30 protein-coding genes are annotated in these 25332 nt (G+C 63.8%); 16 read left to right on the top strand and 14 right to left on the bottom strand.

Features of this window, described 5'->3' with window-relative positions; translation table 11 throughout:
* Nucleotides 1-52 precede the first annotated feature (52 nt).
* Nucleotides 53-517: a pyridoxamine 5'-phosphate oxidase family protein gene (locus tag BMF89_RS01250; RefSeq protein WP_078105268.1), complete on the bottom strand. Its 465-nt coding sequence runs from the start codon at nt 515-517 to the stop codon at nt 53-55.
* Between the two features lie 63 nt (nt 518-580).
* Entirely contained in the window at nt 581-1051 is a 471-nt protein-coding gene (locus BMF89_RS01245) for a pyridoxamine 5'-phosphate oxidase family protein (RefSeq protein ID WP_078105267.1), read from the bottom strand.
* Between the two features lie 167 nt (nt 1052-1218).
* Here BMF89_RS01245 and BMF89_RS01240 point away from each other — a divergent pair, with 167 nt between their 5' ends.
* Nucleotides 1219-2937: a GAF domain-containing sensor histidine kinase gene (locus BMF89_RS01240; protein WP_078105266.1), complete on the top strand. Its 1719-nt coding sequence runs from the start codon at nt 1219-1221 to the stop codon at nt 2935-2937.
* 21 nt (nt 2938-2958) lie between these two features.
* On the opposite strand, the gene BMF89_RS01235 is transcribed toward BMF89_RS01240, so the two are convergent.
* Nucleotides 2959-3657, bottom strand: a complete 699-nt coding sequence (locus BMF89_RS01235; protein ID WP_078105327.1) for a response regulator transcription factor — start codon at nt 3655-3657, stop codon at nt 2959-2961.
* A 194-nt stretch (nt 3658-3851) separates the two neighbouring features.
* Between BMF89_RS01235 and BMF89_RS01230 the strand changes: the two genes are divergently transcribed.
* The 5 genes from BMF89_RS01230 to BMF89_RS22680 all read left to right on the top strand — a co-directional run bounded on the left by BMF89_RS01230 (nt 3852) and on the right by BMF89_RS22680 (nt 7109).
* Nucleotides 3852-4370, top strand: a complete 519-nt coding sequence (locus BMF89_RS01230; RefSeq protein WP_078105265.1) for a universal stress protein — start codon at nt 3852-3854, stop codon at nt 4368-4370.
* Nucleotides 4371-4733 carry an SPW repeat protein gene (locus BMF89_RS01225; RefSeq protein ID WP_078105264.1) on the top strand — a complete coding sequence of 121 codons (363 nt, stop codon included), beginning with the start codon at nt 4371-4373 and terminating at the stop codon, nt 4731-4733. It begins immediately after the preceding gene.
* Between the two features lie 72 nt (nt 4734-4805).
* A complete protein-coding gene (locus tag BMF89_RS01220; protein WP_078105263.1) occupies nt 4806-6191 on the top strand; it encodes an MBL fold metallo-hydrolase in 1386 nt (461 codons plus the stop codon).
* A 40-nt stretch (nt 6192-6231) separates the two neighbouring features.
* On the top strand, nt 6232-6552 hold the full coding sequence (locus BMF89_RS01215) for a DUF3040 domain-containing protein (protein WP_171983362.1): 321 nt from the start codon (nt 6232-6234) through the stop codon (nt 6550-6552).
* 410 nt (nt 6553-6962) lie between these two features.
* A complete protein-coding gene (locus BMF89_RS22680; protein ID WP_366214753.1) occupies nt 6963-7109 on the top strand; it encodes a universal stress protein in 147 nt (48 codons plus the stop codon).
* Nucleotides 7110-7146: 37 nt separating this feature from the next.
* On the opposite strand, the gene BMF89_RS01205 is transcribed toward BMF89_RS22680, so the two are convergent.
* From BMF89_RS01205 to BMF89_RS01175, 7 genes are all read right to left on the bottom strand, one after another.
* Nucleotides 7147-7590 (bottom strand): pyridoxamine 5'-phosphate oxidase family protein, encoded by a 444-nt coding sequence (locus BMF89_RS01205; protein WP_078105261.1) that lies wholly within the window; start codon nt 7588-7590, stop codon nt 7147-7149.
* A 30-nt stretch (nt 7591-7620) separates the two neighbouring features.
* The gene (locus BMF89_RS01200; protein ID WP_078105260.1) at nt 7621-8064 is read right to left on the bottom strand and encodes a universal stress protein; all 444 of its coding nucleotides are present in this window, start codon (nt 8062-8064) and stop codon (nt 7621-7623) included.
* A 139-nt stretch (nt 8065-8203) separates the two neighbouring features.
* On the bottom strand, nt 8204-8626 hold the full coding sequence (locus BMF89_RS01195) for an Hsp20/alpha crystallin family protein (RefSeq protein ID WP_078105259.1): 423 nt from the start codon (nt 8624-8626) through the stop codon (nt 8204-8206).
* 172 nt (nt 8627-8798) lie between these two features.
* Nucleotides 8799-9227 carry a pyridoxamine 5'-phosphate oxidase family protein gene (locus BMF89_RS01190; RefSeq protein ID WP_078105258.1) on the bottom strand — a complete coding sequence of 143 codons (429 nt, stop codon included), beginning with the start codon at nt 9225-9227 and terminating at the stop codon, nt 8799-8801.
* Nucleotides 9228-9342: 115 nt separating this feature from the next.
* Nucleotides 9343-10344 carry an alcohol dehydrogenase gene (locus BMF89_RS01185; protein WP_078105257.1) on the bottom strand — a complete coding sequence of 334 codons (1002 nt, stop codon included), beginning with the start codon at nt 10342-10344 and terminating at the stop codon, nt 9343-9345.
* Between the two features lie 76 nt (nt 10345-10420).
* The gene (locus BMF89_RS01180) at nt 10421-11098 is read right to left on the bottom strand and encodes an NAD(P)-binding domain-containing protein (RefSeq protein ID WP_078105256.1); all 678 of its coding nucleotides are present in this window, start codon (nt 11096-11098) and stop codon (nt 10421-10423) included.
* An 83-nt stretch (nt 11099-11181) separates the two neighbouring features.
* Nucleotides 11182-11889 (bottom strand): NAD(P)-binding domain-containing protein, encoded by a 708-nt coding sequence (locus BMF89_RS01175; RefSeq protein WP_139359493.1) that lies wholly within the window; start codon nt 11887-11889, stop codon nt 11182-11184.
* A gap of 253 nt (nt 11890-12142) precedes the next feature.
* Between BMF89_RS01175 and BMF89_RS01170 the strand changes: the two genes are divergently transcribed.
* The 6 genes from BMF89_RS01170 (at nt 12143) to BMF89_RS01145 (ending at nt 18333) form a co-directional block, all read left to right on the top strand.
* Nucleotides 12143-13837: an APC family permease gene (locus BMF89_RS01170; RefSeq protein WP_078105254.1), complete on the top strand. Its 1695-nt coding sequence runs from the start codon at nt 12143-12145 to the stop codon at nt 13835-13837.
* A 26-nt stretch (nt 13838-13863) separates the two neighbouring features.
* Nucleotides 13864-14415, top strand: a complete 552-nt coding sequence (locus BMF89_RS01165; RefSeq protein WP_139359492.1) for a hypothetical protein — start codon at nt 13864-13866, stop codon at nt 14413-14415.
* Between the two features lie 65 nt (nt 14416-14480).
* On the top strand, nt 14481-15419 hold the full coding sequence (locus tag BMF89_RS01160; RefSeq protein WP_171983361.1) for a 5'-3' exonuclease: 939 nt from the start codon (nt 14481-14483) through the stop codon (nt 15417-15419).
* Nucleotides 15420-15432: 13 nt separating this feature from the next.
* Nucleotides 15433-15951 carry an STAS/SEC14 domain-containing protein gene (locus BMF89_RS01155; RefSeq protein ID WP_366214750.1) on the top strand — a complete coding sequence of 173 codons (519 nt, stop codon included), beginning with the start codon at nt 15433-15435 and terminating at the stop codon, nt 15949-15951.
* Nucleotides 15952-15990: 39 nt separating this feature from the next.
* Nucleotides 15991-17529: an EAL domain-containing protein gene (locus BMF89_RS01150; protein WP_078105251.1), complete on the top strand. Its 1539-nt coding sequence runs from the start codon at nt 15991-15993 to the stop codon at nt 17527-17529.
* A gap of 9 nt (nt 17530-17538) precedes the next feature.
* Nucleotides 17539-18333: a class I SAM-dependent methyltransferase gene (locus BMF89_RS01145; protein ID WP_078105250.1), complete on the top strand. Its 795-nt coding sequence runs from the start codon at nt 17539-17541 to the stop codon at nt 18331-18333.
* A 90-nt stretch (nt 18334-18423) separates the two neighbouring features.
* Here the strand turns inward: BMF89_RS01145 and BMF89_RS01140 are convergent, their stop codons facing one another.
* Nucleotides 18424-19008, bottom strand: a complete 585-nt coding sequence (locus BMF89_RS01140) for an XRE family transcriptional regulator (RefSeq protein ID WP_078105249.1) — start codon at nt 19006-19008, stop codon at nt 18424-18426.
* A gap of 122 nt (nt 19009-19130) precedes the next feature.
* On the opposite strand from BMF89_RS01140, the gene BMF89_RS01135 reads away from it, so the two are divergent.
* Entirely contained in the window at nt 19131-20192 is a 1062-nt protein-coding gene (locus BMF89_RS01135; RefSeq protein ID WP_078105248.1) for an NAD(P)/FAD-dependent oxidoreductase, read from the top strand.
* Nucleotides 20193-20219: 27 nt separating this feature from the next.
* Here BMF89_RS01135 and BMF89_RS01130 read toward each other — a convergent pair whose 3' ends face one another.
* Both BMF89_RS01130 and BMF89_RS01125 read right to left on the bottom strand, forming a co-directional pair.
* Nucleotides 20220-21248, bottom strand: coding sequence for an aldo/keto reductase (locus BMF89_RS01130; RefSeq protein ID WP_078105247.1), 1029 nt, complete (start codon nt 21246-21248; stop codon nt 20220-20222).
* Nucleotides 21249-21285: 37 nt separating this feature from the next.
* The gene (locus BMF89_RS01125) at nt 21286-22170 is read right to left on the bottom strand and encodes an aldo/keto reductase (RefSeq protein ID WP_078105246.1); all 885 of its coding nucleotides are present in this window, start codon (nt 22168-22170) and stop codon (nt 21286-21288) included.
* A 213-nt stretch (nt 22171-22383) separates the two neighbouring features.
* Here BMF89_RS01125 and BMF89_RS01120 point away from each other — a divergent pair, with 213 nt between their 5' ends.
* Entirely contained in the window at nt 22384-23265 is an 882-nt protein-coding gene (locus BMF89_RS01120) for a helix-turn-helix transcriptional regulator (RefSeq protein ID WP_078105245.1), read from the top strand.
* 15 nt (nt 23266-23280) lie between these two features.
* On the opposite strand, the gene BMF89_RS01115 is transcribed toward BMF89_RS01120, so the two are convergent.
* Entirely contained in the window at nt 23281-23583 is a 303-nt protein-coding gene (locus BMF89_RS01115) for a helix-turn-helix transcriptional regulator (RefSeq protein ID WP_078105244.1), read from the bottom strand.
* 43 nt (nt 23584-23626) lie between these two features.
* Here BMF89_RS01115 and map point away from each other — a divergent pair, with 43 nt between their 5' ends.
* Together map and BMF89_RS01105 are read left to right on the top strand one after the other, a co-directional pair.
* Complete coding sequence (map, locus tag BMF89_RS01110; RefSeq protein WP_078105243.1) at nt 23627-24409, top strand: type I methionyl aminopeptidase; 783 nt, start codon at nt 23627-23629, stop codon at nt 24407-24409.
* 205 nt (nt 24410-24614) lie between these two features.
* Entirely contained in the window at nt 24615-25256 is a 642-nt protein-coding gene (locus tag BMF89_RS01105; RefSeq protein WP_078105242.1) for a VC0807 family protein, read from the top strand.
* Nucleotides 25257-25332 lie beyond the last annotated feature (76 nt).

The following is a 25332-nucleotide window of genomic DNA, read 5'->3' as shown; positions in this document are numbered from 1 at the left end:
TTCAAAGAGTGCAAGCGCGGTACCTTCAAGGGCACCGGGAATCGACGGCAAGTCAGTGGAAAAGCTCGGAGCGGGCATCCCACACGGGGGTATCCCAGATGTCGGGTCGGGTGGTCTTGAAACGTCGCCCGGTCAAAGCATCCAAGGTGAGGCGAACATAGTGGCTCTTGCTGCCCGGCTGCCACGGATCGAGGTGGAGGGCGTCGGCGGCTGACTTTTCCTCCCGGTCGACGATGAGGTGCGCCTGGCCGCGGACAACGACGCTCCAGGCCTTCCCGGAGCCCGCGTCGAAGCCGTCGATTTCCAGCGCGCAGGGGCCCCGCATCGAGCTCCAGAATTTCGTTCCGATCCCTGTCCGGAAGACGATGGAGGCGTGGTCCACGATGTAGTTCACCGGGAAGATGTCCGGATGATCCTCGACAATCACGGCCAGCCTGCCAACGGTTGCTTGGCCAAGCAACTCAAGGCATTCCTCAGGGTTCAGTCTTTCGATATCATCCGCTGATTGAGGGTTCATGAGCCTGACGCTACCGGCGGCTGTCCGGCGTCGTTAGGGGCTTTAGGCCCGCCGTGCACCCCATCATTCGAGTCCGGCACGGGTGGCGTCGTCCAGGGGACTCCACCAGGTCAGGGGAGGGGTGACAGTGAAGCGGCGCCCGGTAATCGACGTCGGGACGATGCGGACGAAGTGGTCTTTGCGGCCGGCCTGCCAAGGGAAGAGGAGCAGCCCGACCGTATCGAGCACCTCCTGGGTGAGCTTGATGGCAACAGCCTGCCCTTTCACGACCACGCTCCACGCCACCCCGGTGTCCGGGTTGACGCCGTCGGCCTCCAGCGCAACAGGTGTTTCGCCCAGGGCCGAGTGGAGCTTGGTTCCTTCTCCGGTGCGGAAGACGAGGGTGCCGTGGTCGACCTTGTAGTTGACCGGGAAGATGTCCGGATGATCTACGACCCACACTGCGAGGCGTCCCACGGAGACGCCGCGCAAGAGTTCCCAGCATTGTTGAGGTTGCAGGATCTCTGGCTCCGGTGTTGATGGCTTGTTCGTCATGTCGCAGAGGCTACGCCCTGGGATGAGCGGGAAACAGGGCACAAAGACCCTCGCCCCACGGTCATCTGGGCGAACACGGGACTCGGTAGTAGTCTGGCATCGGATGTGCCACTTGGCGCGACACGGGTACCTGCCCGGTGTGGGCAATACCGCTCGAAAGGCAGTAAATGAACGGCTCTACTCCAGATCCTGTGCGGGCCGATCGCCCGCACGTCCCGGGAATCCGGATCGAAGACCTGCTGAGGGACTTTCTGTCCAGGGCGGGAGAACTCCTCGAGGCCCAGGAGCACATGCGCGGACTGCTGGAAGCTGTTGTCGCGGTCGCCGAAGACTTGAGCCTTGAGGCTGTGCTGGACAGGGTGGTGACGTCGGCCTGCCGGTTGCTTCGCGCCCGCTACGGGGCCTTGGGGGTGATTGGCGAGGACAAGTCGCTTAGTCACTTCGTCACGGTCGGCATCGACGAGGACCTTGCCAGCCGTATCGGCCCGCTACCGACCGGGCATGGTGTCCTCGGCCTGCTGATCACGGAGCCTGCGCCTCTTCGCCTGCACGATCTTCACGAGCACCCCAAATCTTACGGATTCCCCGAGAACCATCCGCCCATGAAGTCCTTCCTCGGTGTCCCTGTGCGCGTTCGCGACGTCGTTTTCGGCAACCTCTATTTGACCGAAAAGGAAGGAGGCGGCGATTTCACTCCGGAAGATGAGGATCTTGCCGTCGCATTGGCCGCCGCCGCTGGTGTGGCCATCGAGAACGCACGCCTGTATGAGGATGCCCGCCGCCGCGCGTCCTGGCTTGAGGCCTGCATGGAAGTTACCGGCCGAATGCTAAGCGATGATCGAATGGCAGAGCCTAACGAGGTAACGCTGGACCTGATTGCGGACAAGGCATTGCGCGAGTCCGGGTCGCAGCTTGCCTTGATCCTGGTCCCGGACGGTGGGGTGGGTTCGTATGCCGTCGCAGGCGCTGCGGGAGCGGGCAGCGAAAGATTCGCCGGGAGCATCCTTCCCATGGATTCCGCGGAGATCAGGGAAGTCGCTGCGACCGGGAAACCAGCCTGCCTGGACGAATACGTCGACATCCTCGGGGGGCCTGCGGGCTTGTCGTTGGGAAAGCTCCTGGCGATCGATCTTAGCGCCCAAGGCGCCCACCATGGACTCCTGCTTCTGGTCCGTGCAAGCGGAACAGGACCATTCGCGAAGACCGATGTGGAGATGGGGGCCGTCTTCGGCTCCCACGTGGCCTTGGCCCTGGAGCTTGACCGAATCCACCGGCTCCGTGAGCAGCTGGTGGTCTTCACGGACCGGGACCGCATCGCGCGGGACCTGCACGACGTCGTCATCCAGCGTCTTTTCGCCGCGGGACTCAGTATCCAGAGTCTGCGGCGGTTTACGACAGGCGAACCCGCTTTGACCCGGATCGATGCGGTCACGGCGGAACTGGATGCGACTATCAGGGATCTCCGAAACACGATCTATTCCTTGCAAGCCAGTTCCGGTGAGCAGGGGTTGCTGAGCAGCCGGATATTGCAGGCTGTCCGCAACGCCACCCGGTCACTGCCATTCGCCCCGCACCTGACGCTCACCGGCGCGGTCGATTCGGTGTTCGACGACGGAACCGTCACCAACGCGCTCGCGGTCATCTCCGAGGGCCTCAGCAACGCGGTCCGCCACTCGGATGCGCACGCCATCAGCGTTTCAGTCTCATTGGAAGGAGGGATGCTGACCCTCATCATTGAAGACAACGGAAGAGGGTTCAGTGATCCCGTTCCCGGGAATGGTTTGGTGAACATGGAACAGCGCGCATTTGAGTTGGACGGCTCTTGCTCCATCAAGAGCGTGCCGGAGCAAGGAACCACGTTGGTGTGGTCGGTTCCGGCCCATTGAAGGGTCAGCGGCGTTGAGCCGTCAGCGGGTTGTTCCTTTGTCTGCCCCTGTACCGTGGGCAAGATACACAGCTGCCTGGGTGCGCCGCTCGAAGCCTAGTTTCGCCAGCATGGAGGACACATAGTTCTTTACCGTCTTTTCGGCGAGCAGCATCTGTTCCCCGATTTGCCGGTTCGTCATTCCCTGGCCGACGAGATCCAGAACCCGCCGTTCCTGGGGTGTCAGTGACGCGACTCTGGGATCAACGTGCCGGGGTTCCGTGAGCCCTTGGACGATCTTTGCCTTCACTCCTGCGTCGAACAAGGATTCGCCGCGGGCCGCCTGACGTAAGGCGCCCAGCAGATCGGTGCCGCCGATCTCTTTCAAGACATATCCTGCCGCGCCGGCAAGCACGGCTCCTCGCAGGGCTTGTTCGTCGTCGTAGCTGGTCAGTATCAGGCAATTCAGCGTGGGGTCAACGGAGCGCACTTCCCGGCAGACCTCGATGCCAGTGCCGTCGGGCAACCGGGCGTCCAGCACCGACACGTCCGGGTGCAACGCCGGAATCCGCCGGGCCGCCTCTTCCGCGGAACCGGACATGCCTACCACCACGAAGCCTTCGCTTTCCAACAGTTCCTCGAGTCCCCGGCGGACAAGCTCGTGATCATCAAGGACGTAGACCCGGATAGGCGGCGCCCCGGCGACTCCGTGGTCGCTTTGGGGTGGTACGGGGCGTTCCATGATCCTCCTGTCCGGCAGCTCAAGGCCGCGGTCCCGCCGGTTCCTCATGGTTGCCCGGCTATGTCATTGTTCACTGCCCACAACCCGTGAACAAGGGCCGAAGGACCCGGGGACGTTCCATGACCTTCGGCCCTGTTTGGCGGCGACTTTCCTGCCCATTCTTAGAGAAAGCGCAGGAAACGGAAGGGAATCCCATGACCACGCGATCCCGGCAGGACAAGATCATCGTCGGCGTCGACGGCTCTGACGCGTCCATCGAGGCCCTGCGCCAAGCCCACCATCTCGCGTCGGCGCTGGGAACCAGCGTCGAGGGCTGGATCTGTTGGGATTTCCCGGTGGGGCATGAGGCCTACGAAATGATGGGGACGGACGGATTCAGTCGCCAAGCATCAGAAATCCTTCGTGACGCCATGACCAGGGCCTTCGGTGCGGAACTGCCCGAAAACGTCCGGAGCAGGCTCGTCCTCGGCGCCGCCCGGCAGTCGCTCATCGACGCCAGTAGATTCGCCTCTTTTCTGGTCGTAGGCCGTCGCGGACACGGCGGCTTCAACGGACTGCTGCTGGGCTCCGTGAGCGCAGCCTGCGTCGCCCACGCCCACTGTCCCGTCCTTGTCGTCCATGCGCCTGAAGCCAAGGAGCATGCCGATCCCCGTTCCGGCGCTACCGGGGCGGCCACCCAGAAAGCAACAACCCATCAAAGGAGCACGATCTAGATGAAAAAGTGGACACGTTGGCAGGACTGGACGGTCATCGCTGCCGGCGCCTATGCCGCACTATCGGTCATGTGGACATCCCAGGGCGGATCGTCCACGGCCTTCATGGTGGTCGTCGGCGTTTTGCTCGTCGCCGCCGGAATCACCAACCTGGCCATGCCCGGGATGCCGGCTGCCGAATGGGCGCAAGCCCTTTTCGCAGTCGTCCTTCTCCTCGCGCCTTGGCTTGGCGGCTTCGCCTCCATGACAGGTGCCGCGTGGAGTGCATGGATTCCGGGCGCGGTCGCCCTCGTTGTCACGGCCCTGGCGATCAAGCCCAGCACGGAGGAATACCGACACCACCACGCGATGCCTGCCGCGTAACCGCGCAACTGCGAACCGGGCATCCGACTGCCGCCGGATGCCCGGTATCCGTCCAACTTGGAGGAGACCATCATGAACGGCAATCATCAGGCGCGCTTGCGGTTCCTGGGAGCGACGGACACTGTCACAGGCTCCCGCTACCTCATTGACTCCGGCGGCGTCCGCGTTTTGGTTGACTGCGGCCTCTTCCAAGGCTACAAACGCATCCGCGACCGCAACAGGATCCCCTTTCCCGTCCCGCCCGGGTCCATTGACGCGGTGCTCCTCACCCACGCGCATCTTGACCACACCGGATATGTTCCGGCGCTGGTCCGCGACGGCTTCACGGGGCCGGTCTACGCTACCCGCGGGACCAGTGAACTGTGCAAGCTGCTGCTACCGGACAGCGGCCACCTTCAGGAAGAGGAAGCGCGTTACGCCGACCACCGGGGTTCCTCGGTGCATGTTCCGGCTCTGCCTGTCTATACAGCGGCCGATGCGGTCAGGTCCTTGAATGCTTTCGAGCCCCGGGACTTTGATGCCCCGCTTGATCTTGGCGGTGGCATCGCTGCCACCTTCCTCCCGGCCGGACACATCCTTGGTGCAGCCCAGATCCACGTCGACGTTGACGGACGCTCCATCCACTTCACCGGAGACCTCGGCCGTGCCGACGATCCTCTCATGTTTCCTCCCCGGGAACTGGAGGCCGCGGACATTCTTGTCACTGAATCAACCTACGGCAACCGGAGCCACCCTGATGAGGACCCGGCGGCCGAGCTTGGCGCGGTCGTGTCCCGCGTTGCCAAACGTGGGGGAGTCATCATGATCGCCGCCTTCGCCGTCGGCCGCGCAGAAACCCTGATGCTCCATCTCTCCCGGCTCCGCCGCAGCGGACTCATTCCAGACATTCCGATCTACCTCAACAGTCCCATGGCCATCGATGCTTCCTACATGTACCGGCAGCACCCCGAGGAACACCGACTCCTCGTTGACGAGTTCGAAGACATGTACAAGCTGGCCACCATGACCCGCACCGCCGACGATTCCAGGCTTCTCAACCTGAGGGGTGGGCCCATGGTCATCATCTCCGCAAGTGGCATGCTCACCGGGGGAAGGATCCTTCACCACCTCGAGGCCTATGGTCCGGATCCGAAAAACGCGATCATCCTCAGCGGCTACCAGGCCGGAGGAACACGAGGCGCCGACCTTGCCGACGGAGCGAAGGAACTCAGAATCTACGGGCAGGACGTCCCCATCCAGGCCGAGGTCATACACATTGAAGGATTCTCAGCGCACGCCGACGCCGACGAAATCATCCGTTGGATGCACGCAGCGGACCAGGCACCGCAGATGACCTATATCACCCATGGCGAACCTGCCGCCTCCGATGCCTTGCGCCGCCGCATCAAACGTGAACTGGGCTGGAACGCCAGGGTTCCCGAACATCTCGAAGCAGTCCCGCTCGACAACCCGCTGTAGCACCGATAGTTTCCACCCACGCCGGCAAAGGAGGCCCGTGATGGCTCTCTCTGAATACGAAAAGAAGACCCTGGAACAGCTCGCCCAGGAACTGGAACGCGATGATCCGAAATTCGCGTCCAAGATGAGATCGATGACTGAGCCAGCTGCCGGGAGGCACGTGGCATCCGGCATCTTCACCGCACTCGTCGGATGCCTTGTCCTGCTGACGGGTGTCGCGGCCCGGGCCCCGGTTTTGGGAATCACGGGATTCATTATCATGGGCACCGGGGCGTACCTGGCCTCGAAGTGTATCGGTTCCCTGAGGTTCCGACGGCGTCCGAGTTCTTCTCCGTCGCTTGGACCCGCGGAGCTCGGGTAGTTCAGGTGGAACCATGAAAGAGCCAATAGTCGTCCGCATCAACGACACCGGATCCAACAAGGCCGCGACCGAGCTTCTGATCAAGGCCAAAGCCCATGCAGCCGGGGTGGAACCGACAGTTGATGTTCGAACCGTATTGATCTCGGGCACCGCAGGGTACGCCCTCCGCAAGAGATCCAAGAAAGCGTCCTTGGTGGTCATCGGCTCCGGGACCCATGTCAGGCCCGGAGGCCGGCTGACCGACCGCGCCCTGCAGATCGCTTCCGTAGCGCTCTGCCCTGTGGCTGTCATCGGAGAAGAGACGGAGAACTCCCGCCGCGGAGTCGTCGTCGGCGTGGACGGTTACCCGTTCTCGTGGTCCACAAAGTCCTGGCCACCGATCCACCGGCCCAGGCCCTCGCTGAAGCCGCATCGACAGCGAAGCTGCTGGTCCTCGGCAGCCGCGGCAGGGCGGACTAAAGCGTCTCCTGCTGGGCTCAACCGCCCATGCAGTCCTTGCCCAACTGGCGTGCCCCACCATCATCACCCGGATACGCCGGGTCAAGAACAGCAAATAGCGCGGACGCCGTCGACGCCTGGCGCCCGAACCCGGATTCAGGCCAGGTGCACGTGTCGGCCAGTCACTACCGCAGCGTGGATCCGGATGAAGTCATTCCTTGGGCCGCCTGCCCAGGGCTCTTCCATGACCTGTCCCCAAAGATAGGTCAGCAGGGCCGGCTCCTCCACGTGTGAGGAAGGACCGCTGACAAGGACCGACCACCCTTCGCTCCGGTCGGGCCGTGTCCCATCAATCTCGAACGATGAACTCAGGCGAGGCACGGCGTCGCCGATGGTACCGGCAGCGGAGGTGCGGAAGTAGATTGCCCGGCCGTGGACGAGGTAGCTGACGGGCAGGATCATCACTCTGTTCTTGTAGTTGAAGCCGAAGCGGCCTGTGTCCTGTGAGCACAGCAACTCCCAGCACCGCTCCTGGCTAAGCTCCTGCGTGACGTGCCGGGCACCGTCGAAGCGGGCCGGATCCATCTCGGGAAGGGACATTGGTTCTCCTCGGGAGTCTCCTCGCGCCGTTCAGCTCGCTTCCGGAGCATGGACAACAAGGACCGGGCAGTGGGCGTGGGCGACGCAGGCGGAACTCACCGATCCGAGCAAGAGCCCGCCAAATCCTCCGTGGCCACGCCTGCCGAGAACGATCATGTCGGCTTCCCGGCTAGCTTCAATGAGGGATTCCCGTGGGTGACCGCGGACAACGCGTGAGACGACGTAGTCCGGCAATTCGGGACCGAACACCTTCGCCAAGGATTCCTTGAGGACCTGGTTGGCACTTTCTTCGAAGTCGTCGATGCCCATGGCCACATAGCCGCCGTAGACCTGGGGGAACTCCCAGTAGGCCGTTGCTATCACTTGAGCTCCCAATGGCACGGCGAGGCTCTGAGCTTGCCTCAGCGCCTCGACGGAGGCTTCCGATCCGTCAACACCAACAACGATCCTGGCTGTGGATGCTTCCCCGCCCATGACTTTCCTCCCGCGATAAGGGTGAATCCGTACCCCGCTAGCGTGGCCCGGGGCTGCCGCGGCTTGTAGGGCCGAAAGTCACAGTCGGGATCCGCGCCAGCCGGAGGCACGGTCCGGCCCGGCGGCAGGACCGTGTGCCCTACTCCCGCGTAATCGGGATCTTGTGAGCCGGGGAGGATTGGACCCTCTCCGGAATCGGGGCCCTCACTTCGAGGACGCCGTCCTTGTATGAAGCGGAGACGTCGTCCTTTTGGACCGTATCCGGCACTGGCAGCCTGCGGACGAAGGAACCATAGCGAAATTCCGATCTGTAGCTGCCCTTGTCCTTTTGCTCCTTCTTCTCCTGCCGTTCAGCCCTTATTTCAAGAAACCCCTCCCCAAGCGTGATTTCAACATCCTTCTCGGGATCGATCCCCGGCAGTTCGGCGCGAACCACCAGGGTAGTGCCTTCAACCAACTGTTCGACCCGGATCCCGGATGCTGCCACGTCACCTTCGAAAAGCCGTTCGATCATTTCAATGGGTGAGCGGCGGTTATCGAACCACCTGATCAAGTCCGTCATGGCTGCCTCCTTGCTTCGATCCGGTCAGGCCGAAACCGGCCTGACTCTTCCAGAATGCGGAGCAGGGGGAGTAGATCCCAGAGTCTTTGGTCCCTTACGCCCCGCCTCCAGGTTCCCCGTGCGGTCAGGGAGGGGACGGTCGGATTCGGGGCAAGGAATCCCGCGGGTTCGATCACTCGGAGGGTGCGTTGATCACGAACCTTCGGCCGCTCAATTCCGCGGGCGTGACCCGGACCAGATGGTCTTTGGTGCCAGGTTCCCACGGAGACAGTTCCATTGCTGCGGACTCCTGAAGTTCGTCGGCTTTCGTGACGATCTCGGCATGACCTTTGACGATGACGCTCCAAGCGATGGTGCCATAGGTGTTGAAACCGTCGGCCTCCAAGGTGATCGTTTTCCCGGCCAGGACTGCGTCCAGTTTGGTCCCCGGGCCGGTCCGGAATATTACCGTCCCCTCGTCAGGCAGGAAATTGACGGGAAAGATCTCCGCGCTGTCTCCAATGACCACGCCAACCCTGGCGACGGAGGCGGAACGGAGGTATCTCCAGCACTCATGGACACTGAGTACTTCGGTATCGGGCCTCGACTCTGAATTCTCCATGTGGCTGAGCCTACAGATCCGGGCCAAGCGGCAATAGAGGAGTGGATCTTTGTGGCGCCACGATTGGCGCCCGTGTCGGGAATGGACACAGGCGCCAACAATGCGGGGGCCTTCGTTAGTCGTTGGTGAGGACGACGCGGAAGCGCGCCAATCCGGACATCATGCGGTCGAAGCCTTCGGCTGCCTTCTCCAGCGGGTAGGTCTCGATCATCGGGGTAACGCCGGTCAGCGCGGCGAAGTGGAGGGTGTCTTCGGAGTCTTTCGCGGTGCCGGAGGCGTGGCCGGCGACGGAGCTGCTGCCCATGACAAGGTCGGCGGCGCTGACGGCGAGGGGTTCGTGCGGGACTCCGACGACGACAAGCCGGCCCCGGGACGCAAGTCCAGGGATGGTGACCGACATGGCCTGGGCGTCGGTGACGGTGGCCAGGACAACCGTGGCGCCGCCGAGTCGCTTGAGTTCGGCCGCGACGTCGGTGGTGGTGCTGTCGATGTAGTGGTGTGCGCCGAGCTCTTTGGCGAATGATTCCTTTTCGGCGCCGCGGGCGATGGCAATGGTTTCGAAGCCCATCTTGGCGGCGAACTGTACGCCGAGGTGGCCCAGGCCGCCTAGGCCGAGGATGGCGACGCGGTCTCCGGGGCGGGCTCCGCTGTGGCGGAGTCCGTTGAAGGTGGTGACTCCCGCGCACATCAGCGGGGCGGCTTCGGCGAAGCTGAGCGCGTCGGGGATGAGGGCGAGGGCGTCGGCGGGGGCGACCAGGTATTCGGCGTAGCCGCCGTCAGAGCTCAGGCCGGTGACCTTTCCGACCGTGCATGCGATGAAGTCCCCGCGCTGGCAGGATTCGCATTCGAAGCATGCCCCGCCGAACCAGCCAACGCCCACGCGCTGGCCTTCAGTCCAGCGGGTGACGCCTTCGCCTACGGACTCCACGGTTCCGGCGACTTCGTGGCCCGGTGTCCGGGGGTAGGAGGAGGACATGCCCGCGGCCGCCATGGAGTCGCTGTGGCAGATGCCATTGGCAGCGACCTTGATCAGGACATGCCCGCGCGGGACCTCGGGAACATCGAGTTCGACGGTCTCAAGGGAGGTTCCGGGGTTGGCGAATTGAACAGCTTTCATAGTGATGGTCTCTTTCTTCGTCAGTGGTGTGGTCGGTCTCGCCCCTCGGGATTGAGGCGCGGTAGTGGTCTGGAGGTTAGCGGACGATCTTGAAGTTGAAGTCCGGTGTCCCAAGGGCGCCCCAGAGGCGGAGCCAGACGGGCAGGAGCATTTCGGTGCCGCGGGCGGTGGTGATGTCGCCGAGGTCGATGACGTCCTGGTGGCCGAAGCTTTTCAGGAGCCCGGTGACGGTGTCCTTGGCGTCGGCGTCGTTCCCGGAGACGAAGACCGTGCCGGCCTCGGTCAGCCGGTCCGGGTGGGTCATGAGGGCTGCGTTCATGGTGTTGAGGGCCTTGACCACCCGCGCGGCGGGAAAGGTGCGCTGGATCTGCTCGCCGAGGGAATCGGTGTCTTTCACGAACAGGGTAGGGGGCATACCGTTGCTGAAATCGAGGGGGTTGGCGATGTCCAGGATGATCTTGCCGTCGAGGTTCCCGGCCCCGGCCTGGGCCAGGACGTCCAGGGAAGCGCCGCCGTTCGTGGCGTTGACGATGATCTCGGCGCCGACGGCGGCATCGGCGAAGGCTGCCAGGGTGATGCCGGGGTTTTCCGCGGCCCAGGCCCCGAATAGTGCGGTGCCCATCGCGTCCGGCTCGGTGCGCGCCAAGGTGGCCTCGGGGTCACGGGTGCCGATGGTGACGGTATGGCCAAGTTCAGCGAGGCGGGCTGCGATGGTGCGGCCTACGGTGCCGGTTCCGAGGATGGCGGTCTTCATGGATGGATCTCCTTGTTCAGTACGGATGGTCCAGTACGGATTGGGGTACGGGAACCGGCTGCGGGAGGTGACTGCAGGAATGGTCAGCGGGTGAGGATTTTGAATCCGAGGTTGCGGCCGAACCCGGCTTCGAAGGCAAGGGTGAACCAGAGGGTGGCGAAGTCGTCGACGATTTTCGCTTTGTCGTTGTTTCCGACCCGAATCGGGCGCAGCCCGGTGGCCGCGATGAGGGCTTCGGCGACGGCTTGGGAGGGGCCCGCGGGCCCGCTGTAGAGGAGGTCGCCCGTTTCTTCACCGTAGCAAGGATCCTTGAAATTTTCCCAACCCAGGCTGTTGAACGCTCGGTACGCCGGGGCGGTGGGGGCGTGTTCGGCGATCAAATCAAGGCTGTTCATGGTCGGGGCGCCGAAGTTGTTGGTGGCGTCGATAACCACCTTGTCCGCCAGTTGCCGGCCGTAGGCGGGGATGGCTTCGACCATGGCGGCGCCGTTGATCGCCCACACGACGGCCTCGGAGGAGTCGATGGCTTCCTCGATGCTCGTAACGCGGGCTCCTGTGTGGCGGGCGTCCTCCAGGCCGTCCCGGCCCGGGTTGCGAGTACCGATGGTGGCCGTGTGGCCTGCTTCGGCCAGGCGGGTGGCGAGTGTCCTGCCGATGATGCCGGTGCCGATGACCGCGACGCGGATGCCGTTCATCTGGGATTCCTCCTTGTTCTGCTGAGTAAGCAGGGCGTCGGTCCGATGTGATGGATCGTTCTCAGATAGTTTGTGACGGAACGATCCGTCTGTCAAACTGGATGCAAGGCAACGGTGGACGAAGGTTCAGGGGGAGTGTGGTTTCCGTGGCACGCAGGAGTGGCGCGCTGCCGGGAACCCGGCTCGGGGCTCACTCCGACCGTCCGGCTTTTCCCCAGCTCAGAGTCCCTTCGGGAAATTTCGCGAGCACTTTAGCGAGTTTCCTCGCGGTGCCTCTTTCCAGTTCGCGGCGGCGTCGCTATCGTCAAAGGATCATGACTGTATGCGACCCTCCGAGGGAGTGGTTTGTATGGCAAGTGAGGTTGTCGTCAGGCCCGGCGAGGGGCGGTTGCATGCCCTGAAAAGGGTGGTCGGGTTCTGGGGATTGCTGTTTGTTTCCCTCGGTTCGATCATTGGGTCGGGCTGGTTGCTGGGTGCCCTCGGTGCGGCGCAAACTGCAGGTCCGGCGTCGATCATTTCCTGGTTGCTCGCGGCGGTCCTGCTGGTGGTTCTGGCCCTCATTCATGCCGACCTGGGGGCGGCCTATCCGGTGGCCGGCGGCACGGCGCGGTACCCGCACTACGCATTCGGTGCCCTTGCCGGATTCACCGCGGGGTGGGCCGGATACCTTCAGGCGGTCACGATCGCTCCCATCGAGGTAGAGGGGAGCATCACCTATCTTGCCAGCGCACCGTGGGCTTCGGGCATCAAGATGGTGAACCCTGACTCCACACTGACCCCCATCGGGTTGCTCATCGCAGTTCTCTCGCTGGCACTCTTCACGGTAATCAATCTCTTGGGCGCGAAGTGGCTCTCGGACAGCAACATCATTCTGGTGATCTGGAAGACCGCGGTTCCGGTCCTCACGATAGTCGTGCTCATCATCCTGACCTTCCACCCGGGGAACTTCAGCCAGGGGGCGGGTGGCTTCGCGCCGAACGGCATTCACGGGATTTTCGCCGCACTTCCGCTCGGGGTGGTGTTTGCGCTTCAAGGGTTCGAACAGGCCGCCCAGATGGCAGGCGAAGCCCGCAACCCCAAGAAGGATGTTGCGCGGGCGATCATCATCGCGATGTTCGTCGGCGCGGCGATCTACATCCTTCTGGAGGTGGCGTTCATCGGGGCCCTCAACCCTGGTGACATCGCTCATGATTGGAAGAACCCGGTGGGAGCCGGTTCATTCGGTCCTTACTACGCGCTGGCGATTGCCGCAGGAGCGGGATGGCTGGCCACCGTTCTTCTGATCGACGCGGTCATCTCTCCAGCCGGCACAGGCTTGGTCTACGTCGGAACCTCCGCACGGATTTCCTACGCGCTCGGCGAGGACGACGCCCTGCCCGGTTCGCTCACGAAGGTCAGCAAGCGCGGCGTTCCATTCGGATCCATCCTGCTGTCCTTCGTGGTGGGGATGATCGCCCTGCTGCCGTTCCCCAGTTGGCAGTCCCTGGTCGGGCTGGTCACCGACGCTACGGCCATCATGTACGCGTTCGCCCCGGTTTCCCTGGGTGCGCTGGTCCGCCAGCACTCAGGGCGCGATCACCCGTACCGGGTTCCGTGGCCGTCGATCCTGACTCCGTTTGGATTCGTCGCCGCCAACCTGATCATCTATTGGTCCGGGTTCGAGGCGATATGGAAGCTGCTGACAGCGATTCTCCTGGGCCGCATCATTTTCGAGATTGCGCTCCGCCGCTCCAAGTCCCTGCAGCAGCGCCGCGACATCGACTGGCGTGCCGCATCCTGGATCTGGCCGTGGCTGATCGGCATCCTTGTCATCGGGCTCCTGGGCCGCTACGGAAGTGGATCGCTCAACGTCCTGCCGGAGTGGATCGACATTCTCTTCGTGGTTGTCTTCAGCCTTATCATGTTCTACTACGCGGTCAGCCTCGCGATGAAGCCCGACGATATTGCGGCCGCCGTGGAGGAAGACGAATTTGAATTCGGATCCATCGACCTTCCGCTCACGCCCAAGGTGACGGGAACGTCGAAACCCTCAGATGAGGGGTGAATTGCCGCGGTTCTGTCGTCAAGCGCTTGGTCGCAGCCGTCACCACCATAGCCCGCGGCGAATCGATTACTTTCTCCGGAAGCGGCTACATCGCCGGCGAAACCATCAACATCACATTCCAGCGGACCGGCGGCAAGAAGGATTCGGATGGAGGGCGGCCAGCTCCGCCGAGCTTCAGCGTCAATGCCGACGGCACGGGCGCTTTCTCCACCACCATTACCTTCCCGGACGGCGGCAACTACATGATCAGTGCCGTCGGCGCCCGATCCGGCAACACGCGCTGGGCAGCTGTGGTGGTGAATTCCGGGAACGGCGGAAGCAACAACGACGGCGGCGGCAACCACGGCGGTGGCAATCGTGGCGGCGGCAACGGCAAGGGCAATTCCGGTCTGGCTGCTGTTTCCAGCATCACAGCCGCCGGCACCGTAAGCGGCGAGGCCAACAACGTTGCCGAGTCCAACCTCGTCCTGTGGTCGCTGGTCGGCGGAGGCACACTGGCCGCCACCGCAGCATCCGCAGCCGTGATTCGCCGCCGCGCCAAGAATACTGAAGCCAAGGCCTGGGCTCCAGGCAAGTAACACGTTTCAGTGGGCAGGCGGCGGGGCGGATCGCCGGATCGGGTTTGTTGATGCAAGGATCGGTTATGCTTCACCGCCTCATGCTCCTCGATACGGCCTCTCTGTACTTTCGGGCCTTCTTCGGCGTACCCGATTCGATCCGCCGGGCCGACGGTACGCCGGTGAACGCAGTTCGCGGCCTGCTCGACATGATCGCGAGGCTTGCCACCGATTATGGGGCGACGCATCTGGTGGCGTGCTGGGACGATGACTGGCGTCCGCAGTGGCGGGTGGACCTCATCCCGACGTACAAGTCGCATCGTGTCGCGGGGGCGGTAGAGGGCGCTCCCGACGTCGAAGTGGTGCCGGACGCGCTGCAGGTGCAGGTTCCGATGATCCGGCGGGTGCTCGGCCTCGCGGGCATCGCCGTTGTCGGGGCCGCGGGACATGAAGCCGACGACGTCATCGGCACCTATGCGAGCCACGCGAAGCTTCCTGTCGACGTCGTGACGGGAGACCGCGATCTGTTCCAAGTGGTCGACGACGCCCGCGAGGTGCGCGCCATCTACACGGCGAGAGGCATGAAGAACCTCGAGATCGTGACCGACGCCGTCGTCGTCGGCAAATATCGCGTGCTGCCCGGGCAGTACGCCGATTTCGCGACGCTGCGCGGCGACGCCTCCGATGGGCTGCCGGGCGTGGCCGGGATTGGCGAAAAGACGGCGGCCTCGTTGCTGGCGGCATACGGCACGCTCGACGCGTTGCTCGCTGCAGCGGCGGATCCCGGCAGCGGATTGGCGGCGCCGGTGAGGTCCAAACTCGCCGCGTCCGCAGACTATCTGGCGGTCGCGCCCGTTGTTGTGAACGTCGTGCGCGACCTCGCACTGCCCACCCTCGAAGAGGCGGGGGCGCGGTTGCGCCCGGTCGACGACGACTCGCGCCGTGAACTTGAGCGTCTGGCTACGGACTGGAATCTCGGCGGCTCGATGAAGCGATTGCTCGACGCTCTCGAACTCTGCCTGTGAGCGGGGGAGGGGCTTGAGGACAAACGCGCGGGAAAGCTACGCTGGCGGGGTCGGCGAAAGATCGGCCCCCGGCGTCGTTTCAAGGGAAGTCGGGAAGCTGGATTACTTTTTGGGAGTTGCCGAAGAGATCGGCGGCTGCCCGGGGGAGGACGTGAGCGTGGTACCGGAGACAGCGGACGGTGAAAAGTCCAGTGTCGTCTTGAGGGCCGACGGACTTCTCCACTTGCGCTGGGCGCCCGGGGTCGCCATTCAGGTTGACGACGCCCGCGAAGCCATGGCGAAAGTCAATGAGCTATGCCAGCAGGAGCAGCATCCAATGCTTGTGGACATGGCAGCAGTCGCTTCCGTAAGCCGGGAGGCCAGGGGCGTGTGGTCTATTCCCTGCGGCGCGTCGCGCATAGCTTTGTTGGGCACGTCGCCCGTGGACCGGGTCCTCGCGAACTTCTTCCTCGGAGTGCACGTCCCGCCTTGCCCGACTCGTTTCTTCACGTCGCGCAGTGAGGCCATGGACTGGCTTGATGCGGGTGCGTGAGCCGCGGATGTGCTTCCGGCTTCTGCACGCTGGGATCGCATGAGCTCGAAAAAGAGCGTTGAGGACCCGCGCCTGCAGCTGCTGGTTGATGGCGTTGTCCGATTGGCCGCGGGTGACCTGGAAGCACGCATTGAACCTTCGTCGCATCGTGACGACATTGATGCTGTCATCACCGGCGTCAACCTGCTTGCGGAGGAACTGGGCCACATCCATGCGGATCTGGAACAGCGCGTGGCCGCCCGCACAGCCATGTTGCGGCGAACGCAGGTCGAGCTGGAGCAGATGGCCAAGACGGATGCCCTCACCGGTCTTGCAAACAGGACGCTGCTCACCGAGCGGATCCAGGAAGCGGTCAGGTCCAGCGCGAACGGCGGAAAAGCTCCGGCCGTGTTGCTCCTGGATCTGGACTCCTTCAAAGCCATCAACGACATCCTGGGCCACAGCGCCGGTGACGCCGTGTTGGTGGAAGTTGCCAAGCGCCTCCGCTCCGCCGTCAGGGCTACGGACACGGTGGCCCGCCTGGGCGGGGATGAGTTTGCCATCCTCATTGCCGCGGCCACGGAAGCGGAGATTCTTCGAATTGCGCACCGCGCATCGGAGTACCTGCAGGACAGCATGTGCATCGGGATGGAAACGGTGTGGGCGATGGCAAGCATCGGCGTGTGCATCGGTGCGCCGGGGTGTCGGGCTGAGGAGCTGATGCGCGATGCCGATATTGCGATGTATCAGGCCAAGGCGCGGGGCCGCAACAATGTCCAGCTCTTCCACCCGGACATGCTCGACGCCGTTCAGGAACGGTCGCGAATAACCGCCGAACTACGCACTGCCGTTGCCGGAGAGGAGCTGGCGCTGCTGTATCAACCGGTGGTCGAATTGGCCTCCGGCCGCGTCATCGGCGTCGAAGCCCTCGTCCGATGGCACCACCCTGTCCGCGGAACCATCATGCCGGGCAGCTTCATTGGCATCGCAGAAGAAACCGGCTTGATCTTTGAGCTGGGACGGTGGGTGCTGCATGAAGGTATTGCCCAAATGGTGCGCTGGAGCCAAACAGATCCGGACCTGCCAGACTATTGCCTGCACATCAATCTTTCTGCCGCTGAATTGCTTCGGACAGACCTGCTGGACGACATCAGGGACACGCTGGCACGGTACGCCGTGGAGCCGCGGCGTTTGGTCTTGGAGATCACCGAGACTGTGCTGATGGCCCGTGAGACCGGACAAGAACAAGTCCTCAGCGGACTCCGGGAGCTGGGTGTGGGGCTGCAAATTGACGACTTCGGCACGGGCTATTCGTCCATCAGCTACCTCAGGTCACTTCCGGCGGACACTGTGAAGGTCGATCAGTCCCTCATCAAGGGCATGGAGTCGGATCCACGGCAGCAAAAGTTCGTCTCTGCGATTCTGCAGCTGATTTTCGCTGCGGGGCTCAACGCCACCGTGGAAGGCATCGAAACCGCCGAGCAGGCGGCGCAGCTGGGGGCCATGGGTTGCCTCTATGGGCAGGGGTACTTCTACGGATATCCGGTGCCTCCCGTGGAAATACCGGATCAGCTCCGCCGGCCCGCACGGCGTCTGTAGAGTTAGCGCATGTCAAAGCTTTGGGACCAGATGCTGCTTGTCCCCACAGTTGTCCGCCTTGCTTCCCGGGCACCCAGAAATCCGGACACAGCGTGGGAAGGATACTGGCGTGGAATCCGCACCACTGGACGTTCCGGGGACGTGCTTTGGGACTCCGGTTCCACGGCCGAGCATGGTCAGTACTCCGACGCGATTGGGGCTCATTTTGATCCGGATCTTCCGGTGGTTGACGTCGGGTGTGGCAACGGCACACACACCCGCTGGCTTGCAGGCATGTTTCCCCGGGTCCTGGGAATCGACGTATCCAAGGGGGCGATCGAGAGGGCCAGCAGGGAAGCAGAAGGCGTCCAAAACGCCGATTTCATGGTTCTGGATGCGGCGGGGGCAGGGGCCGGAGAGCTCTTGCTGGAGCGGCTGGGGCCCGCCAACGTCTTTGTCCGCGGGGTCTTCCACGTCCTGAAACCCGGCAAGCAGGCTGCCATGGCCGCCAACCTGCGGACCGTCATCGGGAACAGGGGCAGGTTGTTGCTGGCTGAAACCAACTTCCGTGGAAACAGCCTCGGTTACCTGACCGAACTCGGCGCCACCCGGCAAAGCATGCCCGTGCAGCTGCGGCGCGCCTTGGAAAACCTTCCACGGCCCGGGCATTTCGGTTCCGCGGAACGCCAGCGCGTCTTTTCGCACTCGGACTGGCGATTGATTGCGGACGGCCCGGTCAACATCGAAGTGGTCCCGATGAACGCCAGCGGTCTTCCGCAGTGGGTTCCGGGATATTACGCACTCCTGTCGGGCACGGAAGATTAGGGAACCGATCACAAACAGGTGTAGCTGCACCGTGTGCGCAACGCGGGGAACGCCGAAATGATGAGGATGCGGCCCGGCACTATCGTCAAGCTATGACGGCTTGGGGCGGGCGCGTACGTGCATCCGCTCGCCCTGCTGCCCGAACAGGCTGATGAATTCGACGGGTTTTCCGTCGGCGCTGGCGAACCAGTGCGGTGTGCGGGTGTCGAATTCCGCGGCTTCGCCAGCGCGGAGTTCGAAGTCTTTGTCGCCCAGCACCAGCCGCAGCCGTCCGTTGAGGATGTAAAGCCATTCGTAGCCTTCGTGAACACGCGGATCGGGTTCGGCTCCGCGGGCATCACCGGCGAGCACCATCTTGAAGGCCTGCAGACCGCCGGGGCGGCGGGTGAGGGGAACGGCCGTCATGCCGCCATGGGTGATGGGCCTCAGGTGAATTCTCGGGTCCCCGGTGGGCGGGGCGCCGACCAGATCGTCAAGGGGAACACCGTACAACCGTGCCAGGGGCAGCAGGATGTCGAGGTTCGGCCTGCGTTGGCCGGATTCCAGCCGGGACAGGGTGCTGACCGATACTCCGGAGGCGGTGGATACCTCTCCGAGGGTGAGATCCCTTTCCGTACGGAGTGCCCGAAGCCGGGGACCGACAGCTCCAAGAACATCGTCAAGCTCATTTGCCATCTCTGCAGTTTGCCATATCAGCAAAGTTGTTTGCCAGGTTCCTCTCGTGGGGTGAAAGCTGGTTTGTAACCGCTGCAGGACGCTGGCGGCGGACTTTCAGGACAAACGAAGGGCACATCAGTATGGACACCGCGCGGTATGACGTTGTGATCATCGGGGGCGGCGCTGCGGGCCTCAGCGCGGCAACGACGCTGAGCCGCGCGCTGCGCTCGGTGCTGGTCATCGATTCCGGAGCACCCCGTAACGCGCCCGCAGCGGGCGTGCACGGTTATCTGTCACGGGACGGTATGAGCCCGTCGGAGCTGCTGTCCATCGGACGCAATGAAGTAGTCTCCTATGGGGGAACCGTCATTGACGGCGAAGCCGTTTCGGCACGGCGCACCACGGATTTATTCGAAGTGATGCTCGGAGATGGCCGCCGGTTCTCCGGCAGGCGCCTCCTCGTCACCACCGGATTGACCGACGGACTGCCTCCCATCGACGGACTGCGTGAGCAATGGGGAAAGGGCGTTGTGCACTGTCCTTACTGCCATGGCTGGGAAATCCGCGGGAAACGGATTGGAGTGCTGGGCAGCGGTCCGATGTCCGTCCATCAGGCACTGTTGTTCAGGCAGTGGTCCCCGGACATCACCCTTTTCCTCAATGACACGGTGGAACCCACTGACGAGGAATGGGACAAGCTCGGCGCCCGGTCCGTGAGGGTCATCGACGGCGCCGTGGCCTCTGTTGACGCTGTCGACGGAGTCCTCGCGGGCCTCACGCTCCGCCAGGGCTCCTCCTTCGATATGCAGGCCCTCGCTGTCGGCACTCGGATGGAGGCCAGGTCCGCGGTCCTGCAATCACTCGGGCTGAGTACTCAGGCGCACCCCATGGGGATGGGGCGGTTTATCGAGGCGGATGCCACGGGTGCGACGGCCGTCCAGGGTGTGTACGCAGCGGGCAATGTCTCCAATGTGATGGCCCAGGTGATCACCGCGGCGGCCGAGGGCGTCATGACCGGTGCACGGATCAACGCCGATTTGATAGAAGAGGAAACCCGGTGGGCTGTCGAGGGGCGGCTCGGTCCCTTCTCCGCGGCCTCGGAAGCCGACGTTTCCACGATCGTGTTGGGTCATCGGCCCAATGGCCTTGACGACGGGCAGGAAACCGCCGACATGCGTCACGGGGCCGCCCTCAAAGAATGAGGGGATCGCGGCGCACCCCCCCCGCCGTCACGGCTGGCGGCGTCGTCGGGCCATTGGTGTGAGTTCGTGGGTTCCGTAGCTGTTGTCGTCGGGGTTGACGGTGACTCCTGGTGCGACGAGCTGGTCGATGCGGTCCAGTACGTCTGTGCTCAGGGTGATGTCCGCGGCGGGCAGGTAGGACTCGAGCTGTTCCATGGTGCGTGGTCCGACGATGGCGGCCGTGACGCCGGGGTGGTTGATCACGAACGCGATGGCAAGCTCGATGAGCGTCATACCGGATTGTTCGGCGAGCTGGGCCAAGTCTTCGACGATGTCGAGCTTTCGCTGGTTGGCCGGGCTGCTCATGTCGAACCGGGCGCTAGGGCGGGCTGCAGAGGTGGGTGCGGACGCGGAGTCTTTGCGCCAGCGCCCGGAGAGCCAGCCTCCGCTGAGCGGGCTGTAGGTGAGGGTGCCCATGCCGTGTCGTTGGACCGTGGGGAGGATGTCTTCTTCGATGCCGCGGACCAGGATCGAGTAGGGCGGTTGTTCGGTGACGAACCTTTCCAGGTTCCGTTCCCGGGATGCCCACTGGGCTTCGACGATCTGGGATCCGGAGTAGGAGGAGGAGCCGATGTAGCGGACTTTGCCTTGGCGGACGAGGTCGGTGAGGGCGCCGAGGGTTTCTTCGACGTCGGTGTCGGGGCTGGGCCGGTGGACTTGGTAGAGGTCGATGTAGTCGGTGTTCAGGCGTCGGAGGGAGTTTTCGGCTTCACGGATGATCCAGCGGCGGGATCCGCCGCGCTGGTTGGGATCGTCTTCGTTCATGGGCATGAAGAACTTCGTGGCCAGAAAGACGTCCTCGCGGCGGCCTTCCAGTGCTTGCCCGAGGATTTCCTCGGATGCTCCGCCGGAGTAGACGTCGGCGGTGTCGATGACGTTGATGCCGGCGTCGAGGGCCCGGTGGATGATCCGGGTGGAGTCGGCGGTGTCGTTGTTGCCCCACGGGCCGAACATCATCGCACCGAGGCATAAGGGGCTGAGCTGCACACCCGTGCGGCCAAGGGAGCGGTACTCCATGCTGGTTCCTTCTCTCTGTCTAAAGCTTCTGGCTGTCTCAGGCTTCGGGGATCACCATGGCGAAACGCTCCTCGCGGGCTTCGTCCGGGTCCGGACCGCTGCGGTTGCCGGTGTCGAGCGCGTCGATGGCGGCGAGTTCGGCCGCACTGAGTTCGAAACCAAAGACGTCGAAGTTCTCGGCGATGCGTGCCGGGTTGGTCGATTTCGGGATGGCGGAGCGGCCTTGCTGCAGGTGCCAGCGGAGCATGACCTGGGCCGGACTCTTGCCGTGAGTGCGTGCGATGGCTGCAATCGCGGGGTCTTCCATGACGTTCCGCCGCTCCTGGCCGCCCCATCCTGGGTAGAAGGTGATCCCTCCGATCGGCGACCAGGCCTGGGTGAGGATGCCGTGTTCGGCGTCGGCGCCTTGGACTGCCGGCTGGGTAAAGTAGGGGTGAAGTTCGACCTGGTTCACCGCCGGGACGACGTCGGTCGAGCCGAGCAGTTGCTCCAGGTGGTGCGGCATGAAGTTGCTGACGCCGATCGCCCGCACCCGCCCGTCGGCGAGCAGGGTCTCCAGTGCTTTGTACGCTGCGATGGTTTTTTCGAACCGGTCCGGGGCGGGCTGGTGAAGGATGAGCAGGTCCAGATAGTCGACGCCGAGTTTGCCGGTCGCTTTGTCCCAGGCGTGGAGCGCCTCGTCGTAGCCATAGTCGCTGACCCAGACCTTGGTCTCGATGAACACTTCTGCCCGATCGAGGCCTGAGCGGCGGATGCCTTTGCCGACTTCCCGCTCGTTGCCGTATGCGGCGGCAGTGTCGATGTGCCGGTAGCCGGCGGCCAGTGCGGCCTCAACGGCCGCCGTCGTTTGCTCCGGGGCGCTTTGGAAGACACCCAGGCCAAGCGCTGGCATTGTGACGCCGTTATTAAGAGTAAGTTCCATGTCCATGCCTTTCACGGTATGCAGTTGTGCGGGGTTGTGGGAGGGCACGTCAGTACCCCCTTGATGTGGGTGTCCGGCGGGGTGGGAGGCTGTTGCGGGCGCAGGTTTCATGCTTTCCATGCAACCGTGATTCCGTGCGGGCGGGGAGTCACGGCCGTTCCGGGTAACGTCAGTGCCTCCCTCGTGCCGTCGACCGGGCGTAGCGTGGATGCCATGACACACAGCGAGGACGTGCGGAAGTTCCTGACCTCCCGCCGGGCCAGGATCACCCCGGATGAGGCGGGTCTGCCGGTCTACGGCGGCAACCGGCGGGTTACCGGGCTGCGCCGGGAGGAAGTCGCGATGCTCGCCGGGATGAGCATCGATTACTACATCCGTCTGGAGCGGGGAAACCTCTCCGGCGCCTCGGACAGTGTCCTTGAAGCCCTCGGACGCGCGTTGAAGCTCGACGACGCCGAAACGGCCCACCTTTTCGATCTGGCCCGCGCCGCCACTGCCTCTCCCCGGGTGCGGCGCCGGCACAGCCCGCAGACAGTGCGGCCGAGCGTGCAACGGGTCATCGATGCGATCACGGCCGCTCCGGCGTGGGTCCGCAACGACCGCGGGGATGTCCTCGCCGCGAATGAGCTGGGCCGTGCCCTGTATCTGGACATGATGGCGGAGGTGGCCGTCCCGCCGAACAGTGCGCGCTTCACGTTCCTGAACCCGAAAGCGCGGGAGTTCTTCGCCGACTGGGAACGCGCAGCGGACGACATCGTCGCTGTGCTGCGCTCCACGGCCGGGAAGAACCCGTACGACAAGGACCTCACGGACCTGATCGGGGAACTCTCGACCCGCAGTGAGGAGTTCCGGACCCGGTGGGCCCGTCACGACGTGAAGTACCATCGCGCCGGCCGCAAACGCCTTCACCACCCCATTGTCGGGGACCTGGACCTGAGCTTCGAGGCGCTGGAACTCCCGGCCGACCCGGGACTGCGCATCAACGTCTACACAGCAGACCCCGGGACACCCTCCGAGGACGCCCTGAAACTCCTCGCCAGCTGGGCCGCCACCCAACGCGACACCACACAAAAAGCGGTCAAGGAGAAGAAGTGAACGCAGTTGCGGGAATTACGAGGCTAAGCGCTCACGTGTCTTGCGATCAGGGAGGGTCGATTCGGCGCCACGTTCGGGCTGGTTGATCTCGGCCCACACCACATCGAGGGAGAGCCCCAGGACCTCGGCGATCGCGGCGATGGTCGGGAAGGCAGGGGTCGCTACGCGGCCCGTCTCAATCTTCCGTAGGGTTTCCGGTGAGACCTGCGCATCGAGGGCGACGTCGAGAATCGAGCGCTGGCCCCTGGCGCGACGCAACAGGGCACCGAGGCGCCGTCCGCGCTCCACCTCGTCTAATGTGAGCGGCAATCTGACCATGGCTCCGATTATACCGGGATAATATGACCGGTATAGTTATTGGATGATTGAGATTCTGAATGCCGCCGAACTGGCACGTGCAAAAGAGACAGGCGCGCTGGTCGCTGACATTCTGCAGACGCTGAAGAGCCGCGCCACGGTCGGCACGAACCTGCTGGACATCGACCGGTGGGCCAAGGCCATGATCATCGAGGCGGGTGCACTGTCCTGTTACGTCGACTACGCGCCTTCTTTCGGTCGTGGACCGTTCGGCCACTACATCTGCACGGGAGTCAACGACGCCGTGCTCCACGGACTTCCACGCAACTACTCGCTTGCCGACGGCGACCTGTTGACTCTCGACCTCGCCGTTTCCAAGGGTGGGGTGGCCGCGGACTCTGCCATCAGTTTCATCGTGGGGGACTCCCGGCCCCCGGCGAGCGTCGCGATGATCGGCGCCACCGAGCGCGCGTTGAGCGCAGGGATAGCTGCTGCCGTGCCGGGGGCCCGCATCGGCGACATCTCCCATGCCATCGGCTCCGTCCTGAGCGAGGCGGGGTACCCGATCAACACCGAGTTCGGCGGTCACGGCATCGGATCGACGATGCATCAGGACCCGCACATTCCGAACACCGGACGGCCCGGACGCGGATATGAACTGCGTCCAGGGCTGCTGCTGGCACTGGAGCCGTGGGTCATGGCGGACACCGCCGAACTCATCACGGACGCGGACGGGTGGACGCTCCGAAGTGCGACAGGCTGCCGGACAGCACACAGTGAGCACACGATCGCGATCACCGAGGACGGGGCTGAAATCCTTACGATGGCGACGCAGGCGCACTCGTGAAGTGAGGCGAGCCTGCGACCCGTTGACGAGGCTTCTTGCACGGACCTAGCATGGCGTTGCTGGCGCATGAAGCTCTCGGTCATGAGCGGAGGAGGAGCTGAAATGGCGGCTCCGGTGATCATCGATTTCGGCGCGGTCGCCGTTGCGGCGATTCCGCCAATCGGGACAATGGAACGGCCCTGTTTCAGTAAATGGACGCGCGCCAATGAACCCTGAGCAAGCTTCGGGACCGTTGCGTCCGACATTCATGATGCGTACGTTGGTGCGCGGCCTCGCCTGGGACGTGGGGGCGCCGCTGGCTGTCTACTACGGCCTGCACCTGGCCGGTGCCACGGACTGGGCTGCGCTGCTGGCGGCGACGGCGGCAGCTGGCTGCCGGCTGTTCTGGACAGCCTCCAAACGGCACTCCCTGAACCCGTTTGCGACGCTGATGGTCATCGTCTTCGGACTCGGGCTGGTTCTGTTCTTCCTCACCGGTGACCCGCGGTTTCTGCTGCTCAAGGATTCGGCAATCACCGGTGGCATGGGCATTTCGTTCCTGGTTCTGGCCGCACTGGGTCATCCCCTGACTTTGCACGCAGCCAAGACGTGGAGACCGGAACGCGCCGCGGAAATGGACCGCGATTTCCACAGTAATCCGGCGGCGCACCGCTGGCACCTGAAGGTCTCCGCCGTTTGGGGTGCGGGACTGATTGCCGAAGCCTGCGTACGGGCCGTCCTACTCTATTTGCTGCCCATTGATGTCATGGTGGGGCTTTCCGCCGCCCTGGCAGTGATCGCTTTCGCCGCCCTCATCGCATGGACAGTCTGGGACCGGAAAAGACGGCAAGCAGCGTGGTCGTCCTGACGGCGTTGTTGTCAGCTCGTCGGAAGCCTGGTGCTCGCGGGGCGTTGCGTGGTTGCGCACCGGATCGACCACAATA

Source organism: Arthrobacter sp. SRS-W-1-2016 (assembly GCF_002009585.1).
GTDB classification, from domain to species: Bacteria; Actinomycetota; Actinomycetes; order Actinomycetales; family Micrococcaceae; genus Arthrobacter; species Arthrobacter bambusae_A.
The sequence above is the reverse complement of the archived record's forward strand: the minus strand, read 5'-3'. Positions and strand labels throughout refer to the sequence as shown.